Here is a 24,400-nt window from a genome sequence, read left to right on the forward strand (position 1 = left end):
GCGAAGCGGAAGATCCCCAGGTCACAGGCGGGGCGGCGGACGAGTCGGCCTGTAGGCCGGGTTCTGTACCCGCCGGAGTCGGCGGGCGGCGGTCATCCATCTCGGACTGCCGTTGCCGACAGCCTCTAGCGGTCTACCCGCAGGCTCGGACGGGCCGCCCTCAGGCGCCTGCGCGGGAAGCCGGGGCTTCCCTTCTTGACCTTGCTCCGGGTGGGGTTTACCTAGCCGCCCAGGTCACCCTGGGCGCTGGTGAGCTCTTACCTCACCGTTTCACCCTTACCACCGCGCGCGGCGATGGCGGTCTGTTTTCTGTGGCACTTTCCCGCGGGTCACCCCGGGTCGGTGTTACCGACCACCCTGCCCTGTGGAGCCCGGACCTTCCTCGGCGGGGACCTGCAGGCCCCCGACGCGACCGCCCGGCCGGCTCGTCCGCCGTACTCTCCAGGTTACGCCGTGCGGGGCCGGCTCCGCATATCGGAAGATCGATGCACGGAGCCGGTCGCGCCTCCACCGGCATCGGCCCGTGTCCCAAGTCGGACGCGCCTTGAGCGGCTGCTTCGGCGAGCGTCACGCCGGCGTCCGGGATCTTTGAGACGGCGCGGCCGCAGCCACGTCGCGCCGGACGAGGGCGTGCGGCGCTTCAGCCGCCGAGTGCCGCCTTCGGCTCGCCCGGTGCGGGCAGCGGCCGGGCGAGCTGGGGGAACGGCTGGTGGATCCCGTGGGCGGCGAACGTCTGCGACCAGGCGGCCACGGCGTCCCCCAGCAGCTCCGGAGAGGCGACGCCGACGCGGGCCGAGGGGGACAGGGTGAACTTCTCGCCCTCGACGTCGGCGAGCGTGCGGTCCTCGGTGATGCGGAACGCGGTCACCGCGTCGCCGTCCTCGCTCACCCACACCAGGCTCCGGGCGAGCCGGCACATCAGCGGATGACCGAGGATGAAGTCGCCGAACTCGCCGGCCGTCCACCGCCGCCCGGACGCCATGGCCGTCTCCAGCCGCCGGATCTGGTCGGCGACGGCCGCGCGCGCCTCTTTCCGGAAGGCGGTGAACCTCTGGTGGGCGGCGGGCGCCAGCAGCAGGTCGTCCTTGGCGCCGGGGCTGGGAGGGGTCTTGCGCGTCCTTCCCTTCTGGTCGGTCACGACCGGCTTGAAACGCTCGTCGAGATCGACCGTGAAGCGTCGCGGCCCATAGTCCAGCACCAGACCGCCATCGACCGCCAACCCCAGGTCGGGGACGGTCCGGTCGGCCAGCTGCTCGGCGGACAGCCCCCTGCGGCCGGCGATCCGGCGCATTCCCCTTTGCGCCTCCTGCCGCAGTTTCTTGGACGTGGCCTTGCGGGGAACGTCGTGCAGGTGCTTCAGGGCCGCATCGGAGCCGATGTCGGCGAGCACGCCCAGCGCTTTGGCCGCGTCCTTGTGCCTGCCCTCCTCGGCCCACAGCGGGATGAGCGCCGCCAGCTGCTCCACGGTCTCCTCGTTGCCGGTCCAGGCCAGCTGCGTCAGGGCCCAGTCGTCTTGGGCCGGTGCGCCGCCTTCCCGCCACTGCCGCAGCAGCGCCCAGCCGAACCTCGCCAGCGACCGCGGGTCACAGGCCCGCCTGATCTCCCGCACCCCGTGGGGGAACGGCAGCGCCAGCAGGGCGACCAGCCGCTCGGCCGCTGCTGCGGGCAGGGCCAGCCGCCGGTCGCGCAGCAGCACCTGGGGGAGGGACGCCGGGTCCAGCCAGTCGCCAATCTTCGGCGTCGGGCACAGGCCGGTCTCCACCGGGTGCGCGCTCAGCAACGCCTCCAGCGCGTCGGCGGCCCGCCGGCCGTGAACCGCCTGCGCGGCCCGGACGATCTCCTCCAGGTCGTGCCGGAGCAGCAGGTACCGCAGCGCCCATTCGGCCGGACGCCGTTCGGCGGTTTTGCCGAGCGCCGCGGGAGCCAGCAGCGGCGCCGCCGCCGGGCCGTGCCGGTCCAGCCACCGGCGGGCCGTGTCGGCGCGGTCGCCGCCGCGGGTCAGCCAGCCGGCGGCCATGAGCGCCACATCGGCGTGCCAGAAGGGCAGCAGCGCCGTCCCGCAGTGCGCGGGATCCGCCTCGGCCATCTCCACCGCCACCGGCAGCGCCCGCAGCCCGTGGCGGGCGACGAGCGGTTTGAGCCAGGGGACCTCCTCCCGCGCCCGGCGGTCCCGCTCTTCGTCCGGCGGCCAGGCCAGTTCCTCGGGCCCGTACACCACGAGCTGGGCGATGCTGATCGACGGGGTGCCGGACCGGAACTCCCCGATGAGCGCCTTCCAGTCCGCATCCGGCGGCACGGGGAGCAGGCCCGGAACGTCCTCCAGCCACTGCCGCCGCTCGCCCGCACCCCACGCGACGCGCGGCGCGGGCGCCTGCAGCTCTTCCAGGACGGGCCGGGACCGCGGGCCGGCGGGCCCGGCCAGGACCGCGGGCACCGCCTCCGCCGGCGCCTCCGGGACCCGGGCGAGGGACGCCATCGCCGACTCCGCCGCCGTGCGCGTCCCGGGCGGGAGCCTGCGGAGCGCGGCCGCGGCCAGTTCGGCGTCGGCCGACAGGTGATCGGCCAGCAGCAGGGCGGCGTCGAAGGAGACCGGGGCGGCCTCGGCCAGCAACCGCAGCGCCCGGACGGGGAAGCGCCGCGCCATCGCCTGCAGCACCGGCCGGACGCCCCGGCGGTCGAGCCGGCCCAGCAGCCCCTTGAACGCCTCGTCCGTGGGCAGCTCGGCGATCAGGCCGAGGACGTACTGGCGCTTTTCTTCGCCCAGATCGCCCCGGTCGAGCACGTCCAAGAGCAGGGGAAGGGCGGCCGGGCCCATGCCTTCGAGCAGCGTGGGGAGCACGCTGTAAATGGAGACGCGCCCGGCGTCGAAACCCACCCTGTTGTGGAGGGTGAGATATTGCTTCCTGGTGCGCAGCGAGTAATACAGCAAGTGGGAGACGTTCGGCCCCATGGACCGGTCGGCGCAGCACTCCTCCACCCAGTCCTGCCGGGTGGGCACCAGGTAGGACACCAGCCCTCGCTGCGTCGCGGAGCGCCGGTGGCCGGCCAGGGCCGCTTCGGCCTCCGGGTAGACGCCGTCCGCGGCGGATGCCAGCAGGCTGCGGGCGCGGCGCAGGGTGACGGGACAGTGCTGGTAGATGTCCCCCTTCGGCTCGACCAGGACATGCGGCTTTCATCCCAGCCGCCTCTCCAGTGGACGGCGTAGAGCCCGCTCAGCTCCACCACCGCGCAGGCGGCGAAACCGAGCCCGTGCGTGACGACCCAGGAGTCGAAGAAGGCCTGGCTCTCCTCCATCTTCCGCATCACGGACCGCTGCGTGATGACGGCCGCGATCGCCGCCGCGCCCAGCGGGTCGGGATCGCCGTCCAGATGCCGCCCGACGGCCGCGACGAGCTCAGGATCGCAGTCGCCCCCCGTCACCAGCAGGTCGATCAGTTCGGCGTGCTCCTCGATGAGCGCACGCACGGTGCCGGCCGCCTGCGGATCGGGGTGAATGGGGGGCGCCGGCGTGCCGTCGCGCCTGGGATGCAACTGGGAGCGCCAGGACGCCGGGATCTCGAAGGTGTGCTCATCGGGCAGAGGGCGGTTGTTCACGCCCGCGCACACTAGTCGGCCCGGGTGACATCCGGCCCGCCCGTCCGGGAAGGGACCGGCGGCCCCTTCCCGGACGGTCAGGTGTCACGGCAGGCGGGCCAGGGACTGCTCGATGCGCTCCTGCGGCAGGTCGAAGTCCTCCATCTCGCCGGACAGGTAGCGCTCGTACGAGCTCATGTCGAAGTGGCCGTGGCCGGACAGGGCGGTCAAGATGACCTTCTCCTCGCCGGTCTCGGCGCAGCGGCGGGCCTCCTCGATGGCCCCGGCCAGGGCGTGGGTGCCCTCGGGGGCCGGGACGATGCCTTCTGCGCGGGCGAACAGGATGCCCGCCTCGAAGCACTCGCGCTGCCGCTTGGCCACGGCCTCGAACAGGCCCAGCTCGTAGATGTGCGACAGCAGCGGCGCCATGCCGTGGTAGCGCAGCCCGCCGGCGTGGATGGGGTCGGGGACGAAGTCGTGCCCGAGGGTGTGCATCTTCATCAGCGGGGTGAGCCCGGCGGTGTCGCCGAAGTCGTACTCATAGCGGCCCCGGGTCAGCGACGGGCAGGCCGCCGGCTCCACCGCGCGCAGCACCGGGTCGATCCGCCCGGCCAGCTTCTCGCGCAGGAACGGGAAGATCAGCCCGGCGAAGTTGGAGCCGCCGCCGGTGCAGCCGACGATCACATCCGGGGTCTCGCCGACCGAGGCCAGCTGCTCCAGCGCCTCCTCGCCGATCACCGTCTGGTGCAGCAGCACGTGGTTGAGCACGCTGCCCAGGGCGTAGCGGGTGTCGTCGGCGCCGGCGGCGACCTCCACGGCCTCGCTGATGGCGATGCCCAGCGAGCCGGGGGAGTCGGCGTCCTCGGCCAGGATCTTGGCGCCCGCCGTGGTCAGCGGCGAGGGACTGGCGTGCACCCGGGCGCCGTAGGTCTCCATCATCAGCCGCCGGTAGGGCTTTTGGTCATAGGAGGCGCGGACCATCCACACCTCGCACTCCAGCCCGTACATCGAGCAGGCGAACGCCAGCGAGCTGCCCCACTGCCCGGCCCCGGTCTCGGTGGTCAGCCGCCGGATGCCGTGCTTGGCGTTGTAGAACGCCTGCGGGACGGCGGTGTTGGGCTTGTGCGAGCCGGACGGGGAGACGCCCTCGTACTTGTAGTAGATCCGCGCCGGGGTGCCCAGCGCCTTCTCCAGCCGCCGGGCCCGGTACAGCGGGGTCGGCCGCCACAGCCGGTAGACCTCCCGGACCTCCTCGGGGATGTCCAGGTAGCGCTCCAGGCTGACCTCCTGCTCGATGAGGTCGATGGGGAACAGCGGCGCCAGGTCCTCCGGCCCCACCGGCTCCCGCGTCCCCGGGTGCAGCGGCGGGGGCGGCGGCGCCGGCAGGTCGGCGACCACGTTGTACCACCGGCGCGGGATGCGCGACTCGTCCAGCAGGATCTTGGTCGACCCCGTTTCGTCGGCCACGGGCCCTCCATAACGTCGTGACATGCGTCCGAACGCACCTTAATGCCCAGGTCGCGCACCGTCACCGACGACTCTCCAGGGCCTTTGGACACAGACCGAAGCGGGTCGGGCGGCAACCCGGGAGAGCGCGAAATCCGGCGACCACCGGACGGTCGCGGTGCCCGACGGGGTTGGTGCCGGCGTGCCGTCGCCGGTGGTTCTTCGGGTCTGTCGGGATGTGAGCCGGAGTGGGTCAGGCGGCGGCCAGGAGGGCGCGGAAGTCGGCGACCGCCGGGTGGTCGCGGTGCTCGGCCGGGACGGCGCGCAGGATCATCCGGCCCGTCTCGGTGATCATTCGGCTGTGGCGGGCGGCGGGCATGGTGTCGAAGATCGTCGCCGCGTGCCGTGCGCCCGCCTCGAAGCCGCCCTGGGCGACCGTGCACAGCGCCTCGTGCAGCCGGACGTTGACGTCGTACTGGTAGTCGCCCTTGAACGCCAGCACCCGCTCCCGGGCCTCGTCCGCCTCGGCCTCGTTCCCGGCGGCGGCGTGGACCCAGCTTTCGGCGAAGTGCACCTGATCTTCCCGCCACAGGTTGGGGATCGGGCCGGACGAGGAGGTGTGCGGTGTGCTGCCGGCGAGGACCAGCAGCTCTCGTTTCGCCTCCGCGTGCCTGCCGAGCAGACTGAACGCCTTCGCCCGGGTGCCGGCCAGGGAGGCGACTCCGGCGAACGGCCGACCTGCGGCGAGCCGCCGTGCCTCCTCGGTGAGGCGCAGCACGGTCACCGGATCCCGCTGACCGTAAAGACCGAACCCGGCCTCTTCGGAACGGACCTGCACCCGCAGCTCCAGATCCCCGGAGGCGTCGGCGGCGTCGCGGGCGGTGCGCCACCAGCGCAGGGCCGCGCCGTGCTCGCCCAGGCGGGTCAGCACGTTGGCGTACAGGGTGGACAGCGCGGCGGCTATCCGCTGCAGTTCGGTGACGTCCTGGTCGCCGGGGTCGGCGATCTGCCGCTGCAGGACCAGCAGGTCGGCCGGCAGATCGTCGCGGATCTGGGCCGGGGGGCGGGTGCGGATCGCATGCAGGTGGTCGGCGCAGGCGATCTCCCAGTCGCCGACCGACCGGGGAGCACGGGCCAGGATCTGCTCAAGGAGCAGCCGGACTGGTTCGCCGGTGGCGGCGAGCGCGCCGGCGCCCCCCACCGCGGCCAGTTGCAGCAGCAGACGACGCTTCATCTCGTCCCAATCGCTGGAGGAGTCCGCGTTCTCCACGCTACGCGCCGGGCCGTCCCATGGCGTGGCCGGAATCTGCCGCATGGTCTCGTCCCGGACGGGCGCCGGGGGAGCGAACAGTTCGTCATGCCGCACCTCGAACGCAGCGGCCAGGGCGAGCCGGTAACGCTTGCTGACTGTGCTCTTGCCCGACTCCCAGCGCTTGATGTAGGTGATCAAGCAGTCGAGCTCGGGACACTGCTCGGTCACCTGCTGGGCGAGCCTGTCGGCCAGGTCCCGCTGGGTCCAGCCGCGGGCCCGGCGTTCGTTCCGCAACCGGACCGCCCACCATGGGCGCACCCGCTCGGCCATCGGTCCCTCTTTCCCGTTCCCCGGACCGATTGGACACGCTCTGTGTTCGCCTGATTCCTGACTATCACGGTGAAGGGGCGGATGCGGGGCGTTCACCGCGATCGGCGGACCGGATGCGGCCACAGAACCTGCAGTGCGGCCGGGCGCACCGATACCGCGCGTCGGGCCGCCGCCCGGCCGGATGTGGCCTGAGCCCTCCTTTCCCGATGAGCGGGGCTTCTTCGGCGGTGGGACGACGCGGCCGGGCCTGCCCGGACGCGGTGCGGAATCGGGAGCGGGCGAGGCGTCCCGGCCGCCCGGGCCGTCGTCAGCGCGCGGGCAGGTGGTGGGTGTCGTTGAAGGCGCGCAGCACCGCCGGGCCGTCGGCGTACCAGTCGATCTGCGTCAGCGACGACACGTCCAGGTGCATGCGGTACAGCGCGTCCATGGGGGCCTGCAGGGCCTCGCGGACCAGCAGCTTGATGGGGGTGACGTGGGAGACCACCAGCACCTTCTGGTGGCGGTGGCGGACGGTGAGCTTGTCCAGGGCGGTGCGGACCCGGCGGGCCACCTGCTCGAAGCTCTCCCCGCCCGGAGGCGCCGCCGCCGGATCGGCCAGCCAGGCCTCCATCTCCCGCGGCCAGCGCTCGCGGACCTCGCCGAAGGTCAGGCCCTCCCAGGCGCCGAAGTCGGTCTCCCGGAAGCCCTCCTCGATCCGGACGGGGGCGCCGGTGGCGGCGGCGACCTCGGCGGCGGTGTCGCGGCAGCGCGTCAGCGGCGAGGTGACGATGACGTCCAGGCCGCGGTCCTTGAGGGCCCGCGCGGCGGCGCGGGCCTGCTCCCGGCCGACCTCGGTGAGCGGCACGTCCCCGGTCCCGGCGAAGCGCCGCTCGATCGACAGCGGGGTCTGGCCGTGCCGCAGCAGCAGCGTCGTGGTGGGGGCGGAGGCGGCCTTCGACCAGGCCGGTGCGGTGGAGGCGGCCGGCTTGGGGGAGTCGTTCCCGGTGACCTTGCGGGTCCACGGCTCGCCGCGGGCGGCGGCGTCCATCGCCTCGTTGGCCAGCCGGTCGGCGTGGGCGTTGCGGTCGCGCGGCACCCACGTGTAGGAGACCGCGCCCAGCGCGGCCGCCGCGTCCCTGGCCTGCAGGGCCAGCGGCATCAGGTCCGGGTGCCGGATCTTCCAGCGCCCGGACATCTGCTCGACCACCAGCTTGGAGTCCATGCGGACCTCGACCCGGGCGGCGGGGTCCACCTCGGCGGCGGCGCGCAGCCCGGCGATCAGCCCCCGGTACTCGGCGACGTTGTTGGTGGCGTGCCCGATGGCCTCGGCGACCTCGGCCAGCACCTCGCCGGTGAGGGCGTCGCGGACCAGCGCCCCGTACCCGGCGGGCCCCGGGTTGCCCCGTGACCCCCCGTCGGCCTCGACGATCAGCTTGCGGGGCGGGCGTGCGGGCGCGGCGCTCACGCGGCGCCCCCGGCGGGACGGTGACGGCACGTCACGGCGGATTCCTTCGGTCGGGGTCTGCGGAACGGGCTGCCGGCGGCGGCTCTCACGCCTCGCCTCCGGCGGCGGCGCGGCGGGCGGGCCGCAGGGACGGGCACGGCGGCCCCTGCGGCCGCGGCCTTGCGGACCGGGCGGCTCGGCATGGCCAGGGCTGCGGCGGGCTTTCCGGGCGGGTCACAGGCCCGACTCGGGGGTGCGGATGAGGATGCGGCGGCACTCCTCGCAGCGCACCACCTCGTCTTCGGCGGCGGCCCGGATCCGGTTGAGGTCCACGGTGTTGAGCGCCAGGTGGCAGCCCTGGCAGCGGCCGCGGTGCAGCGCCGCGGCGCCCACCCCGCCGAACTGGCCGCGCAGCTTCTCATACAGGGCCAGCAGGTCCTCGGGGATCTCCTTGGCCACCTCGGTGCGGGCGGCGCTGGTGGTTCCGCTCTCTTCGTCGATCTGCCGCCAGGCCTCGTCGCGGCGCTTGGTGACCTCGGCCAGCTCCCGCTCGGCGGCCTCGCGCTCGGCCCGCAGGCCGGCGGCCTTGGCCTCGGCCTCCTCGCGGCGCTCCATGATCTCCAGCACCACCTCCTCCAGGTCGGACTGGCGGCGCTGCAGCGAGGCGATCTCCGCCTGCAGGCTGGACAGCTCCTTGGCGGAGGTGATCATTCCCGAGTCCAGCCGCTCCTGGTCGCGCCGGGCCCGGGTGCGGACCTGCTCGACGTCCTGCTCGGCCTTCTTCTGCTCCCGGTCCAGATCGCCGACCTCGGTCTCGGCGGCCACGATCGCATCGCGCAGTTCGGCCAGCCGGGCCTGCAGGCGTTCGATCTCCGCCTTCTCCGGCAGCGTGCGGCGGCGGTGCGCCAGCCGGTCCAGCGCGGTGTCCAGCTCCTGCAACTTGAGCAGTCTCTGCTGGGCTTGCGGTGCTGCTTTCACTTGGCTCCTTCGAAGTGCAGCGTCCAGGCGTCGGTGACGAGCGTGGAGACCCGGGTGGTCAGGTCCAGGTGGCTCAGCAGCCGCCGGGCGTCCTCCAGCCAGGGCCACTCGGTGGCCCAGTGCGCGGCGTCGATCAGCGCCGGCCCGCCCGCCTCGCACGACTCCGAGGCCGGGTGGTGACGCAGGTCGGCGGTCAGGTAGACGTCCACCCCGGCGCGGCGGGCGGTCTCCAGCAGCGAGTCGCCGGCGCCGCCGCAGACCGCCACCCGGCGCACCGGGCGGTCGGGGTCGCCGGCCACCCGCAGTCCCCAGGCGGTGGCCGGCAGCCCGGCGGCGGCGCGGGCGGCGAACTCCTTCAGCGGCATCGGCCGCTCCAGCTCACCGATCCGGCCCAGCCCGCGCTCCGGATCGTCGGCGGCGGGCGCCAGCGGGACCAGCGGGCCGGTCAGCCCCACCGCCCGGGCCAGGGCGTCGGAGACCCCGGGCCGGGCCACATCGGCGTTGGTGTGCGCGGTGTACAGCGCGATGCCCGAGGAGATCAGCCGGTGCACCATCCGGCCCTTGAAGGTGGTGGCGGCGACGCTGTGCACCGGGCGCAGCAGCAGCGGATGGTGGGTGATGATCAGGTCGGCGCCCCATGCGGCGGCCTCGTCGGCGACGGCGGCCACCGGGTCCACCGCCAGCAGCACCCGGCCGATCTCGGCGTCCGGATCGCCGCACACCAAACCCACGGCGTCCCATGATTCGGCCCATGCGGGCGGGTAGAGCTCTTCCAGGACGGCGATCACTTGGGACAGACGCACAGTCGGCAGGTTACCGCTCCGCCGAGGGGACGCGGGCGCCCCGGCGCCGGGCAGGCGATCCGATGACACCCGGCGGATCGTGGCTTGGCGCCGCTCGGGCTATCGTGAGGTGTCCCTCGGCCCGATCCCGGGCAAGATCGCCTGGGCGGACGGCCCGCTGGGCCGGGCCGGGAGCAAAACGGCGTTCCGGAACGTTGGAGTCTGCGTGAAGTCACCTTTTCGCCGCCGCCGCAAGCGGCCCAAGGGCCGTGCGGTCAAGCCGAAGCCCCCGCAGCAGCCGGAGGTCGTGGACTGGCCGTCGGAGGGCACCGGACGCACCTCGATGATGGCCGCGATCCGCGGTGACGGGGAGACCGGTGCGGGGTTCGGCGCCGGCATGTTCGAGGAGCTGCACGCCGCCTTCTCCGGGGCCAAGAAGATCCAGCTTCAGGAGCAGGAGGCGCAGAAGCTGCGCCGGGGGGACGACCACCACCTGGAGGGCAAGGGCAGTCTCCGCGACAATCTGGACTCCGGCAAGATCCGCATCCGCCGCATCACGCCCGCCGCGCCGCAGCCGGCCGAGGACGGCTCCGCCGACGACGATACGGGCGGCGATTCGGCGAAGTAGGTTTTCCGCCGCCCATCCCGCCGCATTGCCGCAGACGGCCTGCCGGGGGTCGCTCAAGACATGGCCAAGTGCGTTCGTCCGCTTGTCCTGAACGGACGCTGAAAGGCCCGGTGAGCCCTGCCCTCCGGGTGAAACAGGCCATAAACCTTCCATTGGAAACCACTTGTTCTCGAACGGGCATTCGAGCGCTGGATATCGTGGACCTGTGAGCGCTCACCCGCCCCCGGGATGGCCTGTCCAGGTGCACCCGCCGGGCACCGAGCGGTTCGAGGAGACCGCGATGGCCTGGCTGCTGGAATTGGTGCCCCCCGAATACCGCCGCTACGGAGTACTGCGCCGCCATCCCCTCGCCCTGGCCCGGCTGGCCCGCCAGCACATCGAGGCGTGCGTCGCGGCGGCGCGCCAGGGCTTTCGCACCGCCCGCGCCGACCTGGGCGGCGACGTCCCCCCGCACGGCATCGAGGCGTTGCTGGAGGTCTACCGCCGCGAGGGCGCCCGGCTGGCCGCCCTTGCCGAGGCGGTGGCCGCGGTCGAGGCCGAACTGCGGGCCTCGGCCGCCTCTTCCTCCCATGAGCGGCCGGACTGAAAATCCGGCCGAACAATTTCTGGGATTCACGTCAGGCGACACAAACAGTCAGAAACGGGGCTCTTATGGTCATGACATGAGCCGGTCGAAAGGGGGGCCGGTGGCAGGGCGGGCAGCGCGGGGCCCGCAAGGGAGGAAGCGGCCATGTTGTTCATGATCATCGCAGCGGTCGCGCTTATCGCGTTCGTTTTGTCGCTCGTTTACCTGGTCGAATTCGCACGGGTCAGCCGGTACGACGCGCTGTTCTCCCCGGCGGACCGCGCCGCCGTCCGCCGGGCGCGCTGGGTCACCGGGATGTACGTCCGCACGTACGCGCCCAGCGCCCACGAGCCGGAGCAGCGGGAACTGCTGCACCGCTGAGCTTCTCCAGGCGCCGTCCCGGCGGATCGGGCGAGGGGCACGCGTCAAGGGCGACGCGATGAGCCGGGACGCCGCGGGGACGGGCGCCGCCGAGGCGTCCGTCCCCCAAGCCGTGAAGCCCTGCGCCGCAAGGGCTCACCGCAGGGCTCGGGGCCGAGCGAACGCAACGCCGGGGATCTGCACGGGGCGGCCCCGGCCCGGACACCGCACGGGCCGTCCCGGGAGGGGCGGCCCATCGGCTTGAGAAGAACCACCGACGGGCCGGACGCCTCTGAGGACACGCCGTCGCCTTGCCCTCGGCTCCGCGAGGTCCCGCTCAGGTGGCGGTGGACAGGTTCTCGACGTCACCGGAGGCATCGTCGGGAATCGGGACGAACTTCGATGCCTGCCGGTCGAGGATGTGCACCTTGGCCGTCTCCAGATCCAGATAGAGACCGACCAGCTCCAGCTCGCCGGCCTCCACCAGCCGGCGCAGCCACGGGTAGGTCAGCAGGTTGTCCAGCTGCTGCTGGACGTTGATCTGGCACAGCCGGCTGAGCGGGGACTGCCCGTCGTTGGGCTCGGCCTCCACGAAGCGGGCCAGGCTGTGGTTGGCGTGCTTGAGCCACCGCGACAGGCCGGGCAGATGCTCCACTTCGGTACCGCCGGCCAGCACACCGGCCATGGCGCCGCAGTTGGAGTGCCCGCACACCGTGATCGTTTTGATGCGCAGCACATTGGTGGCGTATTCCACCGCCGCCATCACCGAGTCGTCGGCCAGCCGGGAGCCGTGACGGGGCACCAGGTTGCCCACGTTGCGGAGGATGAACAGGTCTCCCGGCCCGCTGGCGGTGATGATGTTGGGCACCACCCGGGAGTCCACGCAGGTGATGAACAGGTGCTCGGGCGTTTGCTGGAAGGCCAGCTCGGCCAGGATCGGACGGACCAGCGGCGCCATCTGGCCGTGGTACTCGCGCACCCCCGCCAGCAGCAGCGAACGCGGAGACATCTCCGAAGCGTCGGGGCTGCTCCTGTTGTTCCGCCGCCACCGATTCGCCCAAGGCGCCCACCAGCGCCCGGGTGGGGGTGATTTACGCGCTGGGGACGTTTCTCCGGTCACAGCCCTTTCGTACCAACATTCGTGGATTTCATCTATGTCTACTTCGCCACCCTGCCGCTCGTGCGACAGCCGCCAGTCGTGCACGGCCTCGAAGGCGGCGTGGTCCATGAAGTCCACGTTCAGGTCCAGATCGACCGACGCGCCGGCCGGGACCTGGCGCAGCACGCCCATCAGCTGGGGCACCCCCAGGAAGGTCAGCGAGCCGGTCACCGCCACATGCCAGCGCCCGGCCGCCTCCTCCACGCTCACCGACAGCCGGGTCAGCCGCCGCAGCGCCATCCAGGCCGTCAGCACGATCCCCAGCAGCACGCCCTCGCCCAGGCCCAGCAGCACCACCCCGCCCAGCGTGACGAAGTACACCGGCGCCTCGCGGTGGTTGCGCAGGTCCCGGACGCGGGCGATGTCGATCAGCTTGTAACCCATCGCCACCAGCAGCGCGGCCAGCGCCGACAGCGGAACCAGCTCGATCACCGGCCCGCACAGCAGCGCCAGCAGCAGCACCCACGCCCCGTGCATGACGGTGGCGGCCCGGGTGCGCGCCCCGGCGTTGATGTTGGCCGTGCTGCGCACCGCCACGCCCGCCACCGGCAGCCCGCCCAGCAGGCCGGAGAGCACATTGGCCGCGCCCTGCCCGGCCAGCTCCCGGTCCAGGTCGCTGCGCGGCGTCCCCGGCGGGCGCATCCGGTCCACGCCCAGGCTGCACAGCAGCGTCTCCACTCCGGCGACCACGGCCACCGCCACCACCGCCCCGGTGATCGCCAGCGGTGATCCCGACGGCATGGCCGGGGCCTGCCAGTCGTCGAACAGACCGTCGGGCAGCTCCACACGGGGCACGTCCCAGCCCAGCGCCCAGGCGGTGACGGTGGCCGCGACGACGGCGGGCAGCGGGGCGGGCACCCAGCGCGCCACCGCACCGGCCGTGCCCCGCCACGGCAGCGGCAGCCGCCCCCAGCTCACCAGCACGGCGATGGTCAACAGCCCGACCAGCACCGCGTGGGAGTGGTGGCCGACCAGCTGGCCGGGCAGTTCCAGCACGTTGTGCAGGGCCGAGTGCTGCGGGCTGCCGCCCAGCACCACGTGGATCTGGGCCAGGATCAGCACCACTCCGATCCCGGCCAGCATGCCGTACACCACGGCCGGGGAGACCGCCAGGGCCGCCCGGGCGACCCGCCCGGCCCCCAGCAGCAGCTGCACCAGCCCGGCCAGGAGGGTGATGGTGCAGGTGGCCCGCCACCCATAGGTCTGCACCAGCGAGGCCACCAGCAGTGTCAGTCCCGCGGCGGGGCCGCTGACCTGCAGCGGCGAGCCGCCGAGCGCGCCTGCTGCGATCCCGCCGACGATGGCGGCGATCAGCCCGGCGGCGACGGGGGCGCCGGAGGCGACGGCGATCCCCAGCGACAGCGGGACCGCGACCAGGAAGACGACGAACGAGGCGGGCAGATCCCGCCGGACGACTGTTGCAGTGAGTGGTTTCAGGGTCACCTAACGTATGGAATCACGGCCCGCGCGGCCTCACCCCGGATTAGGGCGAATGCCGTGCGGGCCATGACTCACCTGCGGTGATCGCGGTGACTCTCCCAGTCGTCGATGGTGCGCTGCGGGTCCTGATGCCCGTAGGGGGAGCCGGGCTCGCTGCGCGGCGCCCCGCTCTCGCCGGAGCCGCCGAGCGGTCCGTAGCCGCCCGGCTGCGTGCCGCTCAGGTAGCCGCCGCCCAGCGCCTGGGTGGCGTTCGGGTCGCCGCCTGCGGCGGTGTAGCTGCTGCCGCTGAAGTCGCCGTAGCGGCCGGGCTCGGCGGTGCCGGAACCCGCGGGCCCCGACAGGGTGGACGACTCGCTGGCACCCGTGCCGAACGTCCCGTAGGAGTCGCGGCCCGCCGACGGGGGAGCGCTCAGCGGGTCGTCGTAGCGCGGGGTGTCGTAGGCCGGAGCGGTCGGGTAGGAGTCGCCGGAGTAGCTCGAGGAGGCGGACCCGCCGGAGGTGGTGGAGCCGTACCCGGACGAGCCGCCCAGCCCCGAAAAGCCGCCCGGCAGCGAGCTGCCCGACAGCTGCCCGCCGGCCAGCTCGTCGGTGTGGCCGCGCCCGGGCTGGTCGTAGCCGCCGGAGGAGGCCGGCGCGGACGTCGCCGGAGGCGACCACGGTCCGCTCGCCCCGTAGGAGGGGTCGTGGGTGGTGCTGAGCGGGTCGTTCAGCGGGTCGGTCAGCGGCCCCGTGGCGGCCGGTTTGGCGCCGCCGGCCGCCGAGCGCTGCCGGTCGGACTGGATGCGCTGCAGCAGCTCATCGACGGTGGGCAGGCGGTGCCCACCGGATTCGCCCTGCCGCCTGGAGGTCCCGCTCGAGGCGCCGGCGGAGGCGCCGGGGGTAGCGGGGGTAGCGGGCGCGGACGGGGTGGCGCCCAGGTGGGGGAAGCCGCCGGGGTCGGTGCGGGGACGGCTGTGCTCGCCGAACCCGCTGTGCAGCGGGTTCGAGCCGACCGGCGGCAGATCCGTCCCGTAGGAGGGGGCGCTCTCCCCGCCGCTGTAGGAGGGCTTCTCGGCGGAGGCGCTGTAGGAAGGGGTCTCGGTGGGGGTGCTGCCGTAGGGGCTGTCGGCCGGCTTGCTCCCGTAGGAGGGGGTCTCGGTGGAGCCGCCGCCGTAGGAGGGGGTCTCCAGCGGGCTGCCGTAGTCGTCGGAGCGGTTGACCGGCAGCCCGAGCGGGTCGGCGGACGGGGGCGGCGACATCGGCAGGTCGAAGGGCTCCCGCAGGATCGGCCCGGCCGGGTCGCCCGCCGCCGGGGAGGCGGGCGAAGGGGTGCCCGCGGGGGGAGTGCTCGCCGCGGGAGGGCTCATCGGGTCGCCGTCGCCGCGGAAGTGCGAGGCGACCGGCACGTCGTGGGAGTCGGGCGTGCCGGAGAAGGAGGGCGAGGGCATCGACTGCGGCCCGGTCGTCCCATAGGAGCCCGCCGCCGCGGGCTCGGAGTAACGGCCGGGCTCTGCCCCGTAGGCCGGCTGCTCGGCGCCGTAACCGGGCTCGCCGCCATAGCCGGGCTCATTGGCATAGCCGGATTCGCCGCCGTAACCGGGCTCGTTGCCATAGGGGGCCGGCTCACCGCCGTACTGCCCGCCGTCGGCGCCGTAGCCGTCGTTGTCATAGCCGGCGGAGTCGGAGCCGCCCAGCGCGACCGTCTGGGTCGCGGCCGCGGGATCGGCGGGGGCGTGCGGCTGCTCCTGCGGCTCCCCGGCCTCCTCCTTGTGCTCGTTCACCGGGGCGCCGAGCGGGTCGGCGGCCAGCTCGGCCTCTGAGCGCTTGTCGTCGCGGTCGTGCTGCCAGGGGAACTTGGGCTTGTCGAAGGTGATGGTCGCCCAGTAGTCGTCGTCGGGCATCTCGTCGCCGGCCTCGGGCAGGTCGTCGTCGGCCGCCCGGGACCGGCGGCGGCGCGGGGGCGGCGGGCCGGCGGGCGATGCCTGCGGGCCACCGGCGACCCGGCGGTCATAGCCGGTGCCGTGGTCGTCGTAGCCGTCCTCGACGCCTTCCTGTCCGGGTGGGGGGACGGCCCGGCGTCCTCGGGAGGGGGGCGCCTGATCGTCGGCCATCCAGTCGTCGGAATCGGTCCGGTTGGCCCGCATGCCCAAGACCACCAGGACCACCACGAGGATGACGACCACGATGAGGCCGGGGACGACGATGTACATCATCATTGCGTAACCATCCAATGCCATGGCCCAGCGAGGATCGCCGGCGTGGCCTGTCGGGACGGGCTCTGAAAGCCCTTGCTGACTGCCGCTAGCGCTTGGGCGCAAAGGGGCCTGTGCTGATTCTCGCCGACCGCCATGACGCCTGTCACACCGTTCGTCGACATCTGCACCCCCAGGCTCGCGGACCCTTGTCGAACGCCGTCACCGGGTGCCGAAGTTCCCGGTGATCCGTCCCCGGCCCACCGTGTGCTCGGCGATGGTGCGCAGCGCCTCCTTGAGCGGCGCGCCCTGCTGCAGGGGCAGCCGCTCGTCCAACGCATACAGCGTGAAGCGGTACCGGTGCCGCTCGCCCTTGGGCGGGCACGGCGGCACGTACGCGGTCTTCTTGCTGGTGTTCAGTGCCTCCACCGCCTTTTCCGGACGCGCCCCCTCGACGAGCTCGTTGGTCGTCCCGTCGATGTTCACCAGGACCCAGTTGACGAAGGCCCCGTCCGAACCGTCGGGGTTGTCCACCACGATCGCGAACGCCTTGGTCGTCTGGCTCGGCGCCCCCGACCACCGCAGCGGTGGCGTCCTGCCCTGGCCACCAGGGTACGCCGGACAGGCGAATCTCGCGGGCAGGTCTTTACCGTCGTGGAAGGCGGGGCTGGTGACGGTGAACTCGGCGATGTCAACGCCGGTGCCGGTGGCGTGGCCGGTGAGGCCGCAACCGGTCACCGCGCCCGCCAGCGCGACCGCTGCCGCGGCGGCCACATGCGGACGCCGGCTCGTGCTCTTCATTCCTTCAATGCTCCCGGGCGATCATCGCGGGTTCCGCCCCGTGGCGTGGATGCGGGGCGGGTGCCTTCCTCGCGGGTCCACCCTAGAGCCTCCGGGCGGGTGTATCCGCGTGGAATCGGCAGGTGGGGTCCCTCCGGCCGCCGCCGGGGCCGGATCGATGTCCGGAGTGTCCGGATCGCCGCGCCTGCGGCACTGTGACATCGGCCATGACCGGTATGCGCCTTTGTGGCGGGATCTGTGTGAAGGAGTGGCATAGTTCACTCGTTAAGGCGCGGTCCACTTTGCCCTGATGAGAAAATGTGTCGTTCTTAACGGGGAATGGATTGGTGTCGGGGAGTGTTGTTCCGATAGCTTGTGAACGCCTTCACAAGCTATCCATCCACCGTCATCCCAGGAGGCCGTGACCGATGGCCAGGCGACCCCAGGCCCCCGACGCCCCCCACATCCTCATCGTGGGCGGCGGCTACGTGGGCATGTACACCGCGTTGCGCCTGGAAAAGAAGCTGCGGCGCGAGCTCAGACGCGGCGAGGTCAAGATCACCGTCGTGGACCCGCAGTCCTACATGACCTACCAGCCCTTCCTCCCCGAGGCCGCCGCCGGCAACCTCTCCCCCCGGCACGTGGTGACCCCGCTGCGCCGGGTGCTGCCCCACTGCACCGTGCTGGGCGCCCGGGTCACCGAGATCAACCACGCCGAGCGGTGGGCCATCGTCCAGCCGGTGGCCGGCCCGCCCGAGCGGATCTCCTACGACTACCTGGTGATGGCCGCCGGCTCGGTCTCCCGGACGCTGCCGATCCCGGGCCTGGCCGAGCACGGCATCGGCTTCAAGACCATCGGCGAGGCCATCCACCTGCGCAACCACGTGCTCGCCCAGCTCGACATCGCCGAGTCCACCCGCGATGAGGAGATCCGCCGCAAGGCGCTGACCTTCGTGTTCGTCGGCGGCGGGTTCGCCGGGGTGGAGGCGCTGGCCGAGCTGGAGGACATGGCCCGCACCGCGGTCAAGTACTACCGCAACGTCAGCGTCGAGGACATGCGGTGGGTGCTGGTGGAGGCCTCCGACCGGATCCTCCCCGAGGTCGGCCCCGACATGGGCAAGTGGACCGCCGAGCAGCTGCGCGGGCGCGGCATCGACGTGAAGATGAAGACCTTCCTGCAGTCGGCCGTCGACGGCGTGGTCGAGCTGTCGGACGGCAGCCGCTTCCCCGCCGGCACCCTGGTGTGGACCGCCGGCGTCAAGGCCGCCCCGGTGGTGCGCCACTCGGACCTGCCGCTGGATGAGCGCGGCCGCATCAAGGCCACCGAGTTCCTCACCATCGAGGGCCTGGTGCGGGCCTATGCCGCCGGCGACAACGCCGCGGTGCCCGACCTGACCAACGAGGGCCGCCCCTGCGCCCCCAACGCCCAGCACGCCGTCCGCCAGGCCAAGGTGCTGGCCGACAACATCGTCCGGTCGCTGCGCGGCAAGACCCTCAAGCCGTACGTGCACGACTCGGTCGGCTCGGTCGCCGGGCTCGGCCTGTACAAGGGCGTCGCCCACGTCTACGGGATCAAGCTCAAGGGCTTCCCCGCCTGGTTCCTGCACCGCACCTACCACGTCTCGCGGGTGCCGACCTTCAACCGCAAGGTCCGGGTGCTGGCCGACTGGACGCTGGCGCTGATCTTCAAGCGCGAGACCGTGTCGCTGGGCAGCATCGAGCAGCCCCGCGCCGAGTTCGAGCTGGCCAGCCGGGACGAGGTCAAGCCCCGTTCGCACGCGGCCTGACCGGCCTGATTTCCGCGATCGGTCCCCCGGGAACGTTCCCGGGGGACCGATCTTTGCCCGCCCTCCGTCGCCGGGCCGCCCGTCGGCCCACCGCCGGATGCGCTCCGGGGATGCCGTTTTCCCGCCGGCATGCCTCCGCCTCGCCCCGTCCGCCCCCGGGGCGAGGCGGAGGCATGCCCCGCCCCGGGACGCTTCGACGGACGGCTGCCCTCAGCCGCGCCGGCGGAAGGCCCGCAGCGACAGCGGGACGAAGATGGCCGCCATCAGCACGCCCCAGCCCAGCGCGATGGCCGCGTGCTCGGCCACCGTGCCGCCGCTTTGGGAGCCGACCAGCAGCCCGCGCACCGCCTCCACCAGGTGGGTCATCGGGTTGTTGCGCATCACGAACTGCAGCGCCTGCGGGGCGCCGGGGGAGATCGGCACGAACGCCGAGCTGAGGAAGGTGACCGGGAAGATGATGGTGAACCCGAAGATCTGCACCTTCTCCGGCTCGTTGACCGACAGGCCGATGTAGACCGACGCCCAGGCGAACAGCGAGGTGAACGCCAGCAGCAGCGCCAGCGCCCCCAGCAGGTGCGGCACGCCGGTCTCGATCCGGAAACCGATCGCCATGCCGACCGTCAGCAGCACCGCCAGCGACCACACCTGCTTGACGGTGTCGGCCAGCATCCGGCCCGCCAGCGGGGCCAGCCGGGAGATCGGCAGGCTGCGCAGCCGGTCGAACACCCCCTTGGTGACGTCCACGTTCAGCCCGAACCCGGTGGTCATCGTGGCGAACAGCGCGTTCTGGGCGATGATGCCGGGGATCACGATCGGCAGGTAGTCCGCCACGGTGCCGCCGATGGACGGCCCGAAGACGTAGGCGAACAGCAGCACGAACATGATCGGCTGGATGCTCAGGTCGAGCAGCTCCATCGGGTTGTGCTTGATCTGCACCAGGTTCCGCCACGCCAGGGTCAGCACGTTGCGGACCGCGGTGCCGGGGGAGACCCGCCTGCCCGAGGTCATCGGGAGGGAAGAGGCCGCGGTGGTCATGGGGTCTGCTCCGTTTCAGTGCGGGGGCTGGGTCATACGGCGGTGGTGAGCGTTCCGGCCGGTGCGTCCGGGCCGGCCTCCGCGGAGCCGGCGGGGTGGCCGGTGAGGGCGAGGAACACCTCATCGAGGCTGGACTTGCGCAGCGACAGCTCGGCCACCGCCACCCCGGCCTCATCCAGCCTGCGGACGATCACGGGCATCACCGCCGGGTCGGCCAGCGGCGCGCGGACCAGGCCGCCTTCGACCGTGGGCCGGGCCCCGGTCAGCTCGGCCACGATCCGGCGGACCGTCACCTGGTCCGGCTCGGTGAGCGGGCGGACCTCCAGCACCTGGCCGCCGATGCGGGTCTTGAGCTCATCGGGCGTGCCCCGGGCGATCACCCGGCCGTGGTCGATGACCGCGATGTCGTCGGCGAGCTGGTCGGCCTCCTCCAGGTACTGCGTGGTCAGCAGCACGGTCACCCCGTCGTCGGTGAGCCGGCGCACGATGTCCCACAGCCCGCTGCGGCTGCGCGGGTCCAGCCCGGTGGTGGGCTCGTCCAGGAACAGCACCTGCGGGTGGCCGACCAGGCTGGCGGCCAGGTCCAGACGGCGGCGCATGCCGCCGGAGTAGGTCTTGGCGGCCCGGTCGGCGGCCTCGGTCAGCGCAAAGCGCTCCAGCAGCTCGGCGGCGCGGCGGCGGGCCGCACCGCGCCGCAGCCCCAGCAGCCGGCCGATCATGATCAGGTTCTCGGTGCCGGTGAGCATCTCGTCGACCGCGGCGTACTGCCCGGTCAGCCCGATCAGCCGGCGCACCCGGTGCGGGTCGGTGACCACGTCGTGCCCGCAGACCCGGGCGCGCCCGGCGTCCGGCCGCAGCAAGGTGGCCAGCACCCGCACGGTGGTGGTCTTGCCGGCGCCGTTGGGCCCCAGCACCCCCAGCACGCTGCCGGCCCGGGCGGTCAGGTCGACCCCGGCCAGCGCCCGGGTCTCCCCGAAGCGTTTCTCCAGGCCCTCGGCTTCGATGGCGAAAGTCATGTTCGAAAAACTCCCTGAAAGCGGGTGGGCGGGACGATGCGGGACATTGCACGACCTTGACGCAGCGGCATGTCAAGCTATACGGGATTCGTGTGGGGGCGCATCAGGTTTTTCGCCGCGTCCACCAGCCTCGCACGCGGCTCTGACGGAACCGGAAAGCCGCGCCTTGCCCCAGGTGGGGGACACGGGTGAGGCGATGATGACCCGGGAGCGGTACCGCCGCCGACCTAGACTCCAGTTGTGACGGCGGTCAGTGACTTCTCCGAAGCGGGGCCGGCCGGCGGTGCGCCGCCGCGGCTGCGTCCGCCCGCGCACCGGGTCTCGCCTCGCGCCATCGCGCACTGGGCGATCGACTACCTGCTGGGCTGGGGGCTGGCGTTCGCGATCGCGCTGGGGGCCGCCGCCTGGGCGGACTCGGCCCGTCCCGCGCAACTGCCCGCCTGGGCGGCCGAGCGGATCTGGTGGGCGCCCCTGGCGGTGGGGGCCGCCGGGCTGCTGACGGCGACGGTGGCGCCCGCCTGGCGCTACCGGGTGCACCGCTGGGAGGTCAGCGCCGACGTCGTCTACACCCGCACCGGCTGGTTCTCCCGCCAGTGGCTGCTGGTGCCGGTCAGCCGGATCCAGACCGTCGACACCGCCCAGGGACCCGTTGAACGGCTGCTCGGCCTGGCCACCATCAAGATCAACACGGCCTCGCACGCCGGCTCCTCGGAGGTGGCCGGCCTGCCGGTGGAGGTGGCCACGCACCTGGCCGGGGAGCTGGCCCGCCGGGCCCACGACCTGCGCGACGACGCCACATGATCCCCGGCGGGGCGCAAGGGGGAGGCGGCGGGACCGGAACCCGCCCCGTGCCGCCGCCGGCGCAGGCCGGCCCGGCGGCCAGGCGGCTGCATCCGCTGACCTTCGTGGTGGGGGCGGTCCGCGAGATGGCGGCGCTGGTGATGGCCGGGGCCGCCGGGCTGGCGGTCGGCGGGCTGTCGACGGCCTTCTACTTCGCGCTCTCCGGCCTGGTGTTCGGCCTGGGATACCACCTGATCAAGTGGGCGACCTTCACCTACACCCTCCATGAGGACCGCATCGAGCTGCGGCGGGCGCTGGTCAGACGGTCGGTCAAGGCCATACCGCGCGAGCGGATCCGGGGCGTGGACATCAGCGCCCCGCCGGCGCACCGGCTGCTGGGCATGGCGATCGTCCGCATCGACGCCGGCTCCGAAGGCGGCGAGGGGGAGCTGCGGGCCGTCTCCAAGGCGGAGGCCGAACGGCTGCGCGCCGCGCTGATGCGCGGGGACGAGCCCGCCGCGCGCAACGCGGCCGCCCCCGGCGGGGCGCGGGAGGAGACGGCGGTGGTGGCCCGTGCCCGGCCCCGCTGGTACCTGCTCGCCCCGCTCAGCGGCGCCTACCTGCTCACCCCGTTCGCCCTGGCGGGCAGCCTGCTGGGGGCGCTGTACAACCTCGGGGACGACCTGGGCCTGATCGATGAGCGGCTGCCGGCCCGGCTCGGGGGCGGCGTGGCCGGGCTGCCCCCGGCGGCGATCATCGCCCTGGCGGTGTGCGGGGTGCTGCTGATGCCCCTCGGCTCCGTGATCGCCTTCGCCCTGCTCAACTGGGACTTCACGCTGCGGGCCGGTGAGGGCGGGCCGGGCGGCGGCCGCGACGGCGCGGCGCTGATCGCCGAACGGGGGCTGATCAGCCGGCGCAGCGTGACGCTGGAGCGCCGCCGCATCCGGGGGGTGACGCTGACCGACAACCCCCTGGAGCGCGCCGCCGGGGCCGTCCGGCTCGGCGCGCTGGTCACCGGGCTGGACGATGCCGCGCACCGGGGGACGCTGCTGCCGGTCGCGCCGCGCCCGGTGGCCCTGCGGACGGCCCGCCGGGTGCTGGGCGGCGCGCTGCCCGGGCCGCTGCGCGGGCATCCGCCGGCGGCCCTGCGGCGCCGTCTGGCGAGGGCCCTGGCGGCGCCGCTGGCGCTGGCCGCACTGGCCCTGCTCACCGGGCGGTCCTGGGAGCTGGGCGTGGCGCTGCTGCTGGCGGTGGCCGCGGTGCCGCTCGGCCTGGACCGCTACCGGCAGCTGGGGCATGCCACGGACGGCCGGCGCCTGACCCTGCGGTCGGGATCGCTGCGCCGCCGCCAGGCGGTCATCGAGCACCGGGCCGTGGTGGCCTGGCGGCTGCGGCAGACGCTTTTCCAGCGCCGGGCGGGCCTGGCCACCCTGGTGGTGGGCGTGGGCGCGGGAGAGGGCGGCTACCCGTCGGCCGACATGGGCGAACACGACGCCGTCGCGTTCGCCCACGCCGTCACCCCCGACTGGGTGGCCCCGTTCCTGGAGCGCGACCCGGCCGAAGCGGCCCGCGGCGGGACGGGACCGGTCAGTCGGGACGGCGAGCGCCGAACATGATCTCGTCCCACGACGGCACCGAGGCGCGCTTGCCCTTGGGCCTGCGGCGCCGCGGGGCGGACTGCCGCTGCTGGGCGGCGGGCACCGCGGGAACGTCGCGGGCGGCCACGGCCGGCTGCGCGGGCGGCGTCTCGGCCGCCGCGGCGGGCGGCACGGGCGGCTTCTGCCGGGACCGCTCCCGGGGCGGGGCGGGCTTGACCGCCGCCGCTGCGACGGGCCGCTCGGCCTCGGTCGCCGCGGCGGCGGGCGCCGCCTTGGGCGCGGGATCGGGCTTGGCGGAGGCCGGTTCGGCGGCGGGCGTCGCCTCCGGAGCGGTCTCCGCCGAGCCGGCGGGCGCCGCCTTGGGGGCCTCAGGCTCGCTCTGCGCCGTCTGGGACGCCGAAGCCGTCTCCCGCGGCTCCTCACCCTCGGGCGCGGGCGCGGGCGGCCTGGACGGCGGCTCGGCGACGTGCGGCGGCGGCGCCGGAGGCCGGCCGAGAGCCGGCGGTGCGGGCGGCGCCGGGGCCAGCGGGGCGGGCCGCCGGGCGGGATCCGGCACGGGGGCGGGCCCGGGCCGCAGCGGCTGGGCGGGGGAGACCTCCCGCGGGTCGGAGACGACCTTCATGGTGGGGCGGCGCGGCACCAGCGGCGTCACCGTGTCGGAGGAGTCCTCGCCGTCGCCCTCCCACTCCATGTCGCTGAGCCGGGCGGCCAGCTCGTCCATCGGGGACAGGTGGCGGCGACGGGGGTCGAACAGCCACTCGGCGGCCCGCGGGCGGCCCTCCTCAAAGAACGACAGCCGCACCCGCCAGCTGCTGCTTTCGCACTTCCAGGAGTCCCACTCCACGTCCTCGATGTCGACGCCGCCGCGGTTGAGCCGCTCTTCGACCAGCTCGCCCAGCGGCGGGCCGGGGGCCGACTCGCCCGGCCGGCGCACCGGCACGCGCTGGGCCTGCTGGGCCATGTACTCGCGCTCTTGCAGGACGGGGCCCTCGAACCAGCGGACGCGCTCGACCGGGATGCCCGCGGACTCGGCTATCTCCTCCGCCGTCTCACCGGCCCGGATGCGTGCCTGGATCTCCTTGGGGCGCAAGGGACTCTCCACTTCGATCTCGAACTGGCCGAGTCGGGAGAAGTGCCCACGGACCGCGGCGCGCAGCCGGTCGTCGACGGGCAGGGTGAACCGGGTGCCTCGGCCCGCGGTGGCCAGCACGAGGTAGGTACCGTCCTCGCTGACCGCGACGAGGCGCAGTTCCTGCATGCGTGTCCTTCCTGCCAGTCCGGCGACGGCGTTGGAAGG

Annotated in this window: 18 protein-coding genes, 1 other RNA gene and 1 pseudogene; 6 read left to right on the forward strand and 14 right to left on the reverse strand. The window is 73.5% G+C overall.

The window, feature by feature from the left end; all coding sequences use genetic code 11:
• Window positions 1-36: 36 nt before the first annotated feature.
• The 8 genes and pseudogenes from rnpB to BUE48_RS08335 all read right to left on the reverse strand — a co-directional run bounded on the left by rnpB (window position 37) and on the right by BUE48_RS08335 (window position 9,805).
• An RNA gene (gene rnpB / locus BUE48_RS08305) (RNase P RNA component class A) lies at window positions 37-428 on the reverse strand.
• A 212-nt stretch (window positions 429-640) separates the two neighbouring features.
• Window positions 641-3,010 (reverse strand): DUF4132 domain-containing protein, encoded by a 2,370-nt coding sequence (locus BUE48_RS08310; protein ID WP_286989582.1) that lies wholly within the window; start codon window positions 3,008-3,010, stop codon window positions 641-643.
• 128 nt (window positions 3,011-3,138) lie between these two features.
• Window positions 3,139-3,606: pseudogene (locus BUE48_RS24600) on the reverse strand (hypothetical protein); the annotation flags it as partial.
• Window positions 3,607-3,678: 72 nt separating this feature from the next.
• Complete coding sequence (locus tag BUE48_RS08315; RefSeq protein ID WP_012852030.1) at window positions 3,679-5,040, reverse strand: TrpB-like pyridoxal phosphate-dependent enzyme; 1,362 nt, start codon at window positions 5,038-5,040, stop codon at window positions 3,679-3,681.
• A 232-nt stretch (window positions 5,041-5,272) separates the two neighbouring features.
• Entirely contained in the window at window positions 5,273-6,601 is a 1,329-nt protein-coding gene (locus BUE48_RS08320; protein WP_286989583.1) for a helix-turn-helix transcriptional regulator, read from the reverse strand.
• A gap of 307 nt (window positions 6,602-6,908) precedes the next feature.
• Window positions 6,909-8,045, reverse strand: a complete 1,137-nt coding sequence (locus BUE48_RS08325) for a bifunctional RNase H/acid phosphatase (RefSeq protein ID WP_012852032.1) — start codon at window positions 8,043-8,045, stop codon at window positions 6,909-6,911.
• 213 nt (window positions 8,046-8,258) lie between these two features.
• Complete coding sequence (locus BUE48_RS08330; RefSeq protein WP_012852033.1) at window positions 8,259-9,002, reverse strand: zinc ribbon domain-containing protein; 744 nt, start codon at window positions 9,000-9,002, stop codon at window positions 8,259-8,261.
• Window positions 8,999-9,805 (reverse strand): Nif3-like dinuclear metal center hexameric protein, encoded by an 807-nt coding sequence (locus BUE48_RS08335; protein ID WP_012852034.1) that lies wholly within the window; start codon window positions 9,803-9,805, stop codon window positions 8,999-9,001. The genes BUE48_RS08330 and BUE48_RS08335 overlap by 4 nt, the downstream gene beginning before the upstream one ends.
• A gap of 205 nt (window positions 9,806-10,010) precedes the next feature.
• Between BUE48_RS08335 and BUE48_RS08340 the strand changes: the two genes are divergently transcribed.
• From BUE48_RS08340 to BUE48_RS08350, 3 genes are all read left to right on the forward strand, one after another.
• Window positions 10,011-10,412, forward strand: coding sequence for a DUF6191 domain-containing protein (locus BUE48_RS08340; protein WP_286989584.1), 402 nt, complete (start codon window positions 10,011-10,013; stop codon window positions 10,410-10,412).
• Between the two features lie 205 nt (window positions 10,413-10,617).
• Window positions 10,618-10,998 (forward strand): hypothetical protein, encoded by a 381-nt coding sequence (locus BUE48_RS08345; RefSeq protein ID WP_041439425.1) that lies wholly within the window; start codon window positions 10,618-10,620, stop codon window positions 10,996-10,998.
• A gap of 144 nt (window positions 10,999-11,142) precedes the next feature.
• The gene (locus BUE48_RS08350; protein ID WP_012852037.1) at window positions 11,143-11,358 is read left to right on the forward strand and encodes a hypothetical protein; all 216 of its coding nucleotides are present in this window, start codon (window positions 11,143-11,145) and stop codon (window positions 11,356-11,358) included.
• 316 nt (window positions 11,359-11,674) lie between these two features.
• On the opposite strand, the gene BUE48_RS08355 is transcribed toward BUE48_RS08350, so the two are convergent.
• The 3 genes from BUE48_RS08355 to BUE48_RS08365 form a co-directional block, all read right to left on the reverse strand.
• Window positions 11,675-13,939, reverse strand: a complete 2,265-nt coding sequence (locus BUE48_RS08355; RefSeq protein WP_286989585.1) for a SulP family inorganic anion transporter — start codon at window positions 13,937-13,939, stop codon at window positions 11,675-11,677.
• Between the two features lie 68 nt (window positions 13,940-14,007).
• On the reverse strand, window positions 14,008-16,125 hold the full coding sequence (locus BUE48_RS08360) for a hypothetical protein (RefSeq protein WP_286989586.1): 2,118 nt from the start codon (window positions 16,123-16,125) through the stop codon (window positions 14,008-14,010).
• A 204-nt stretch (window positions 16,126-16,329) separates the two neighbouring features.
• Window positions 16,330-16,908: a YbhB/YbcL family Raf kinase inhibitor-like protein gene (locus BUE48_RS08365; RefSeq protein ID WP_012852040.1), complete on the reverse strand. Its 579-nt coding sequence runs from the start codon at window positions 16,906-16,908 to the stop codon at window positions 16,330-16,332.
• A 407-nt stretch (window positions 16,909-17,315) separates the two neighbouring features.
• On the opposite strand from BUE48_RS08365, the gene BUE48_RS08370 reads away from it, so the two are divergent.
• Window positions 17,316-18,674 (forward strand): NAD(P)/FAD-dependent oxidoreductase, encoded by a 1,359-nt coding sequence (locus BUE48_RS08370; RefSeq protein ID WP_012852041.1) that lies wholly within the window; start codon window positions 17,316-17,318, stop codon window positions 18,672-18,674.
• Window positions 18,675-18,884: 210 nt separating this feature from the next.
• On the opposite strand, the gene BUE48_RS08375 is transcribed toward BUE48_RS08370, so the two are convergent.
• Window positions 18,885-19,709 carry an ABC transporter permease gene (locus BUE48_RS08375; protein ID WP_012852042.1) on the reverse strand — a complete coding sequence of 275 codons (825 nt, stop codon included), beginning with the start codon at window positions 19,707-19,709 and terminating at the stop codon, window positions 18,885-18,887.
• A 32-nt stretch (window positions 19,710-19,741) separates the two neighbouring features.
• A complete protein-coding gene (locus tag BUE48_RS08380) occupies window positions 19,742-20,725 on the reverse strand; it encodes a daunorubicin resistance protein DrrA family ABC transporter ATP-binding protein (RefSeq protein ID WP_012852043.1) in 984 nt (327 codons plus the stop codon).
• A gap of 240 nt (window positions 20,726-20,965) precedes the next feature.
• Between BUE48_RS08380 and BUE48_RS08385 the strand changes: the two genes are divergently transcribed.
• Window positions 20,966-21,526, forward strand: a complete 561-nt coding sequence (locus BUE48_RS08385; RefSeq protein WP_012852044.1) for a PH domain-containing protein — start codon at window positions 20,966-20,968, stop codon at window positions 21,524-21,526.
• A gap of 47 nt (window positions 21,527-21,573) precedes the next feature.
• A complete protein-coding gene (locus BUE48_RS08390) occupies window positions 21,574-23,121 on the forward strand; it encodes a PH domain-containing protein (RefSeq protein WP_286989587.1) in 1,548 nt (515 codons plus the stop codon).
• Here the strand turns inward: BUE48_RS08390 and sepH are convergent.
• Window positions 23,093-24,361: a septation protein SepH gene (gene sepH / locus BUE48_RS08395; RefSeq protein WP_012852046.1), complete on the reverse strand. Its 1,269-nt coding sequence runs from the start codon at window positions 24,359-24,361 to the stop codon at window positions 23,093-23,095. The genes BUE48_RS08390 and sepH overlap by 29 nt on opposite strands.
• Window positions 24,362-24,400 lie beyond the last annotated feature (39 nt).

Source organism: Thermomonospora sp. CIF 1, from assembly GCF_001896795.1.
Lineage (GTDB): Bacteria > Actinomycetota > Actinomycetes > Streptosporangiales > Streptosporangiaceae > Thermomonospora > Thermomonospora curvata.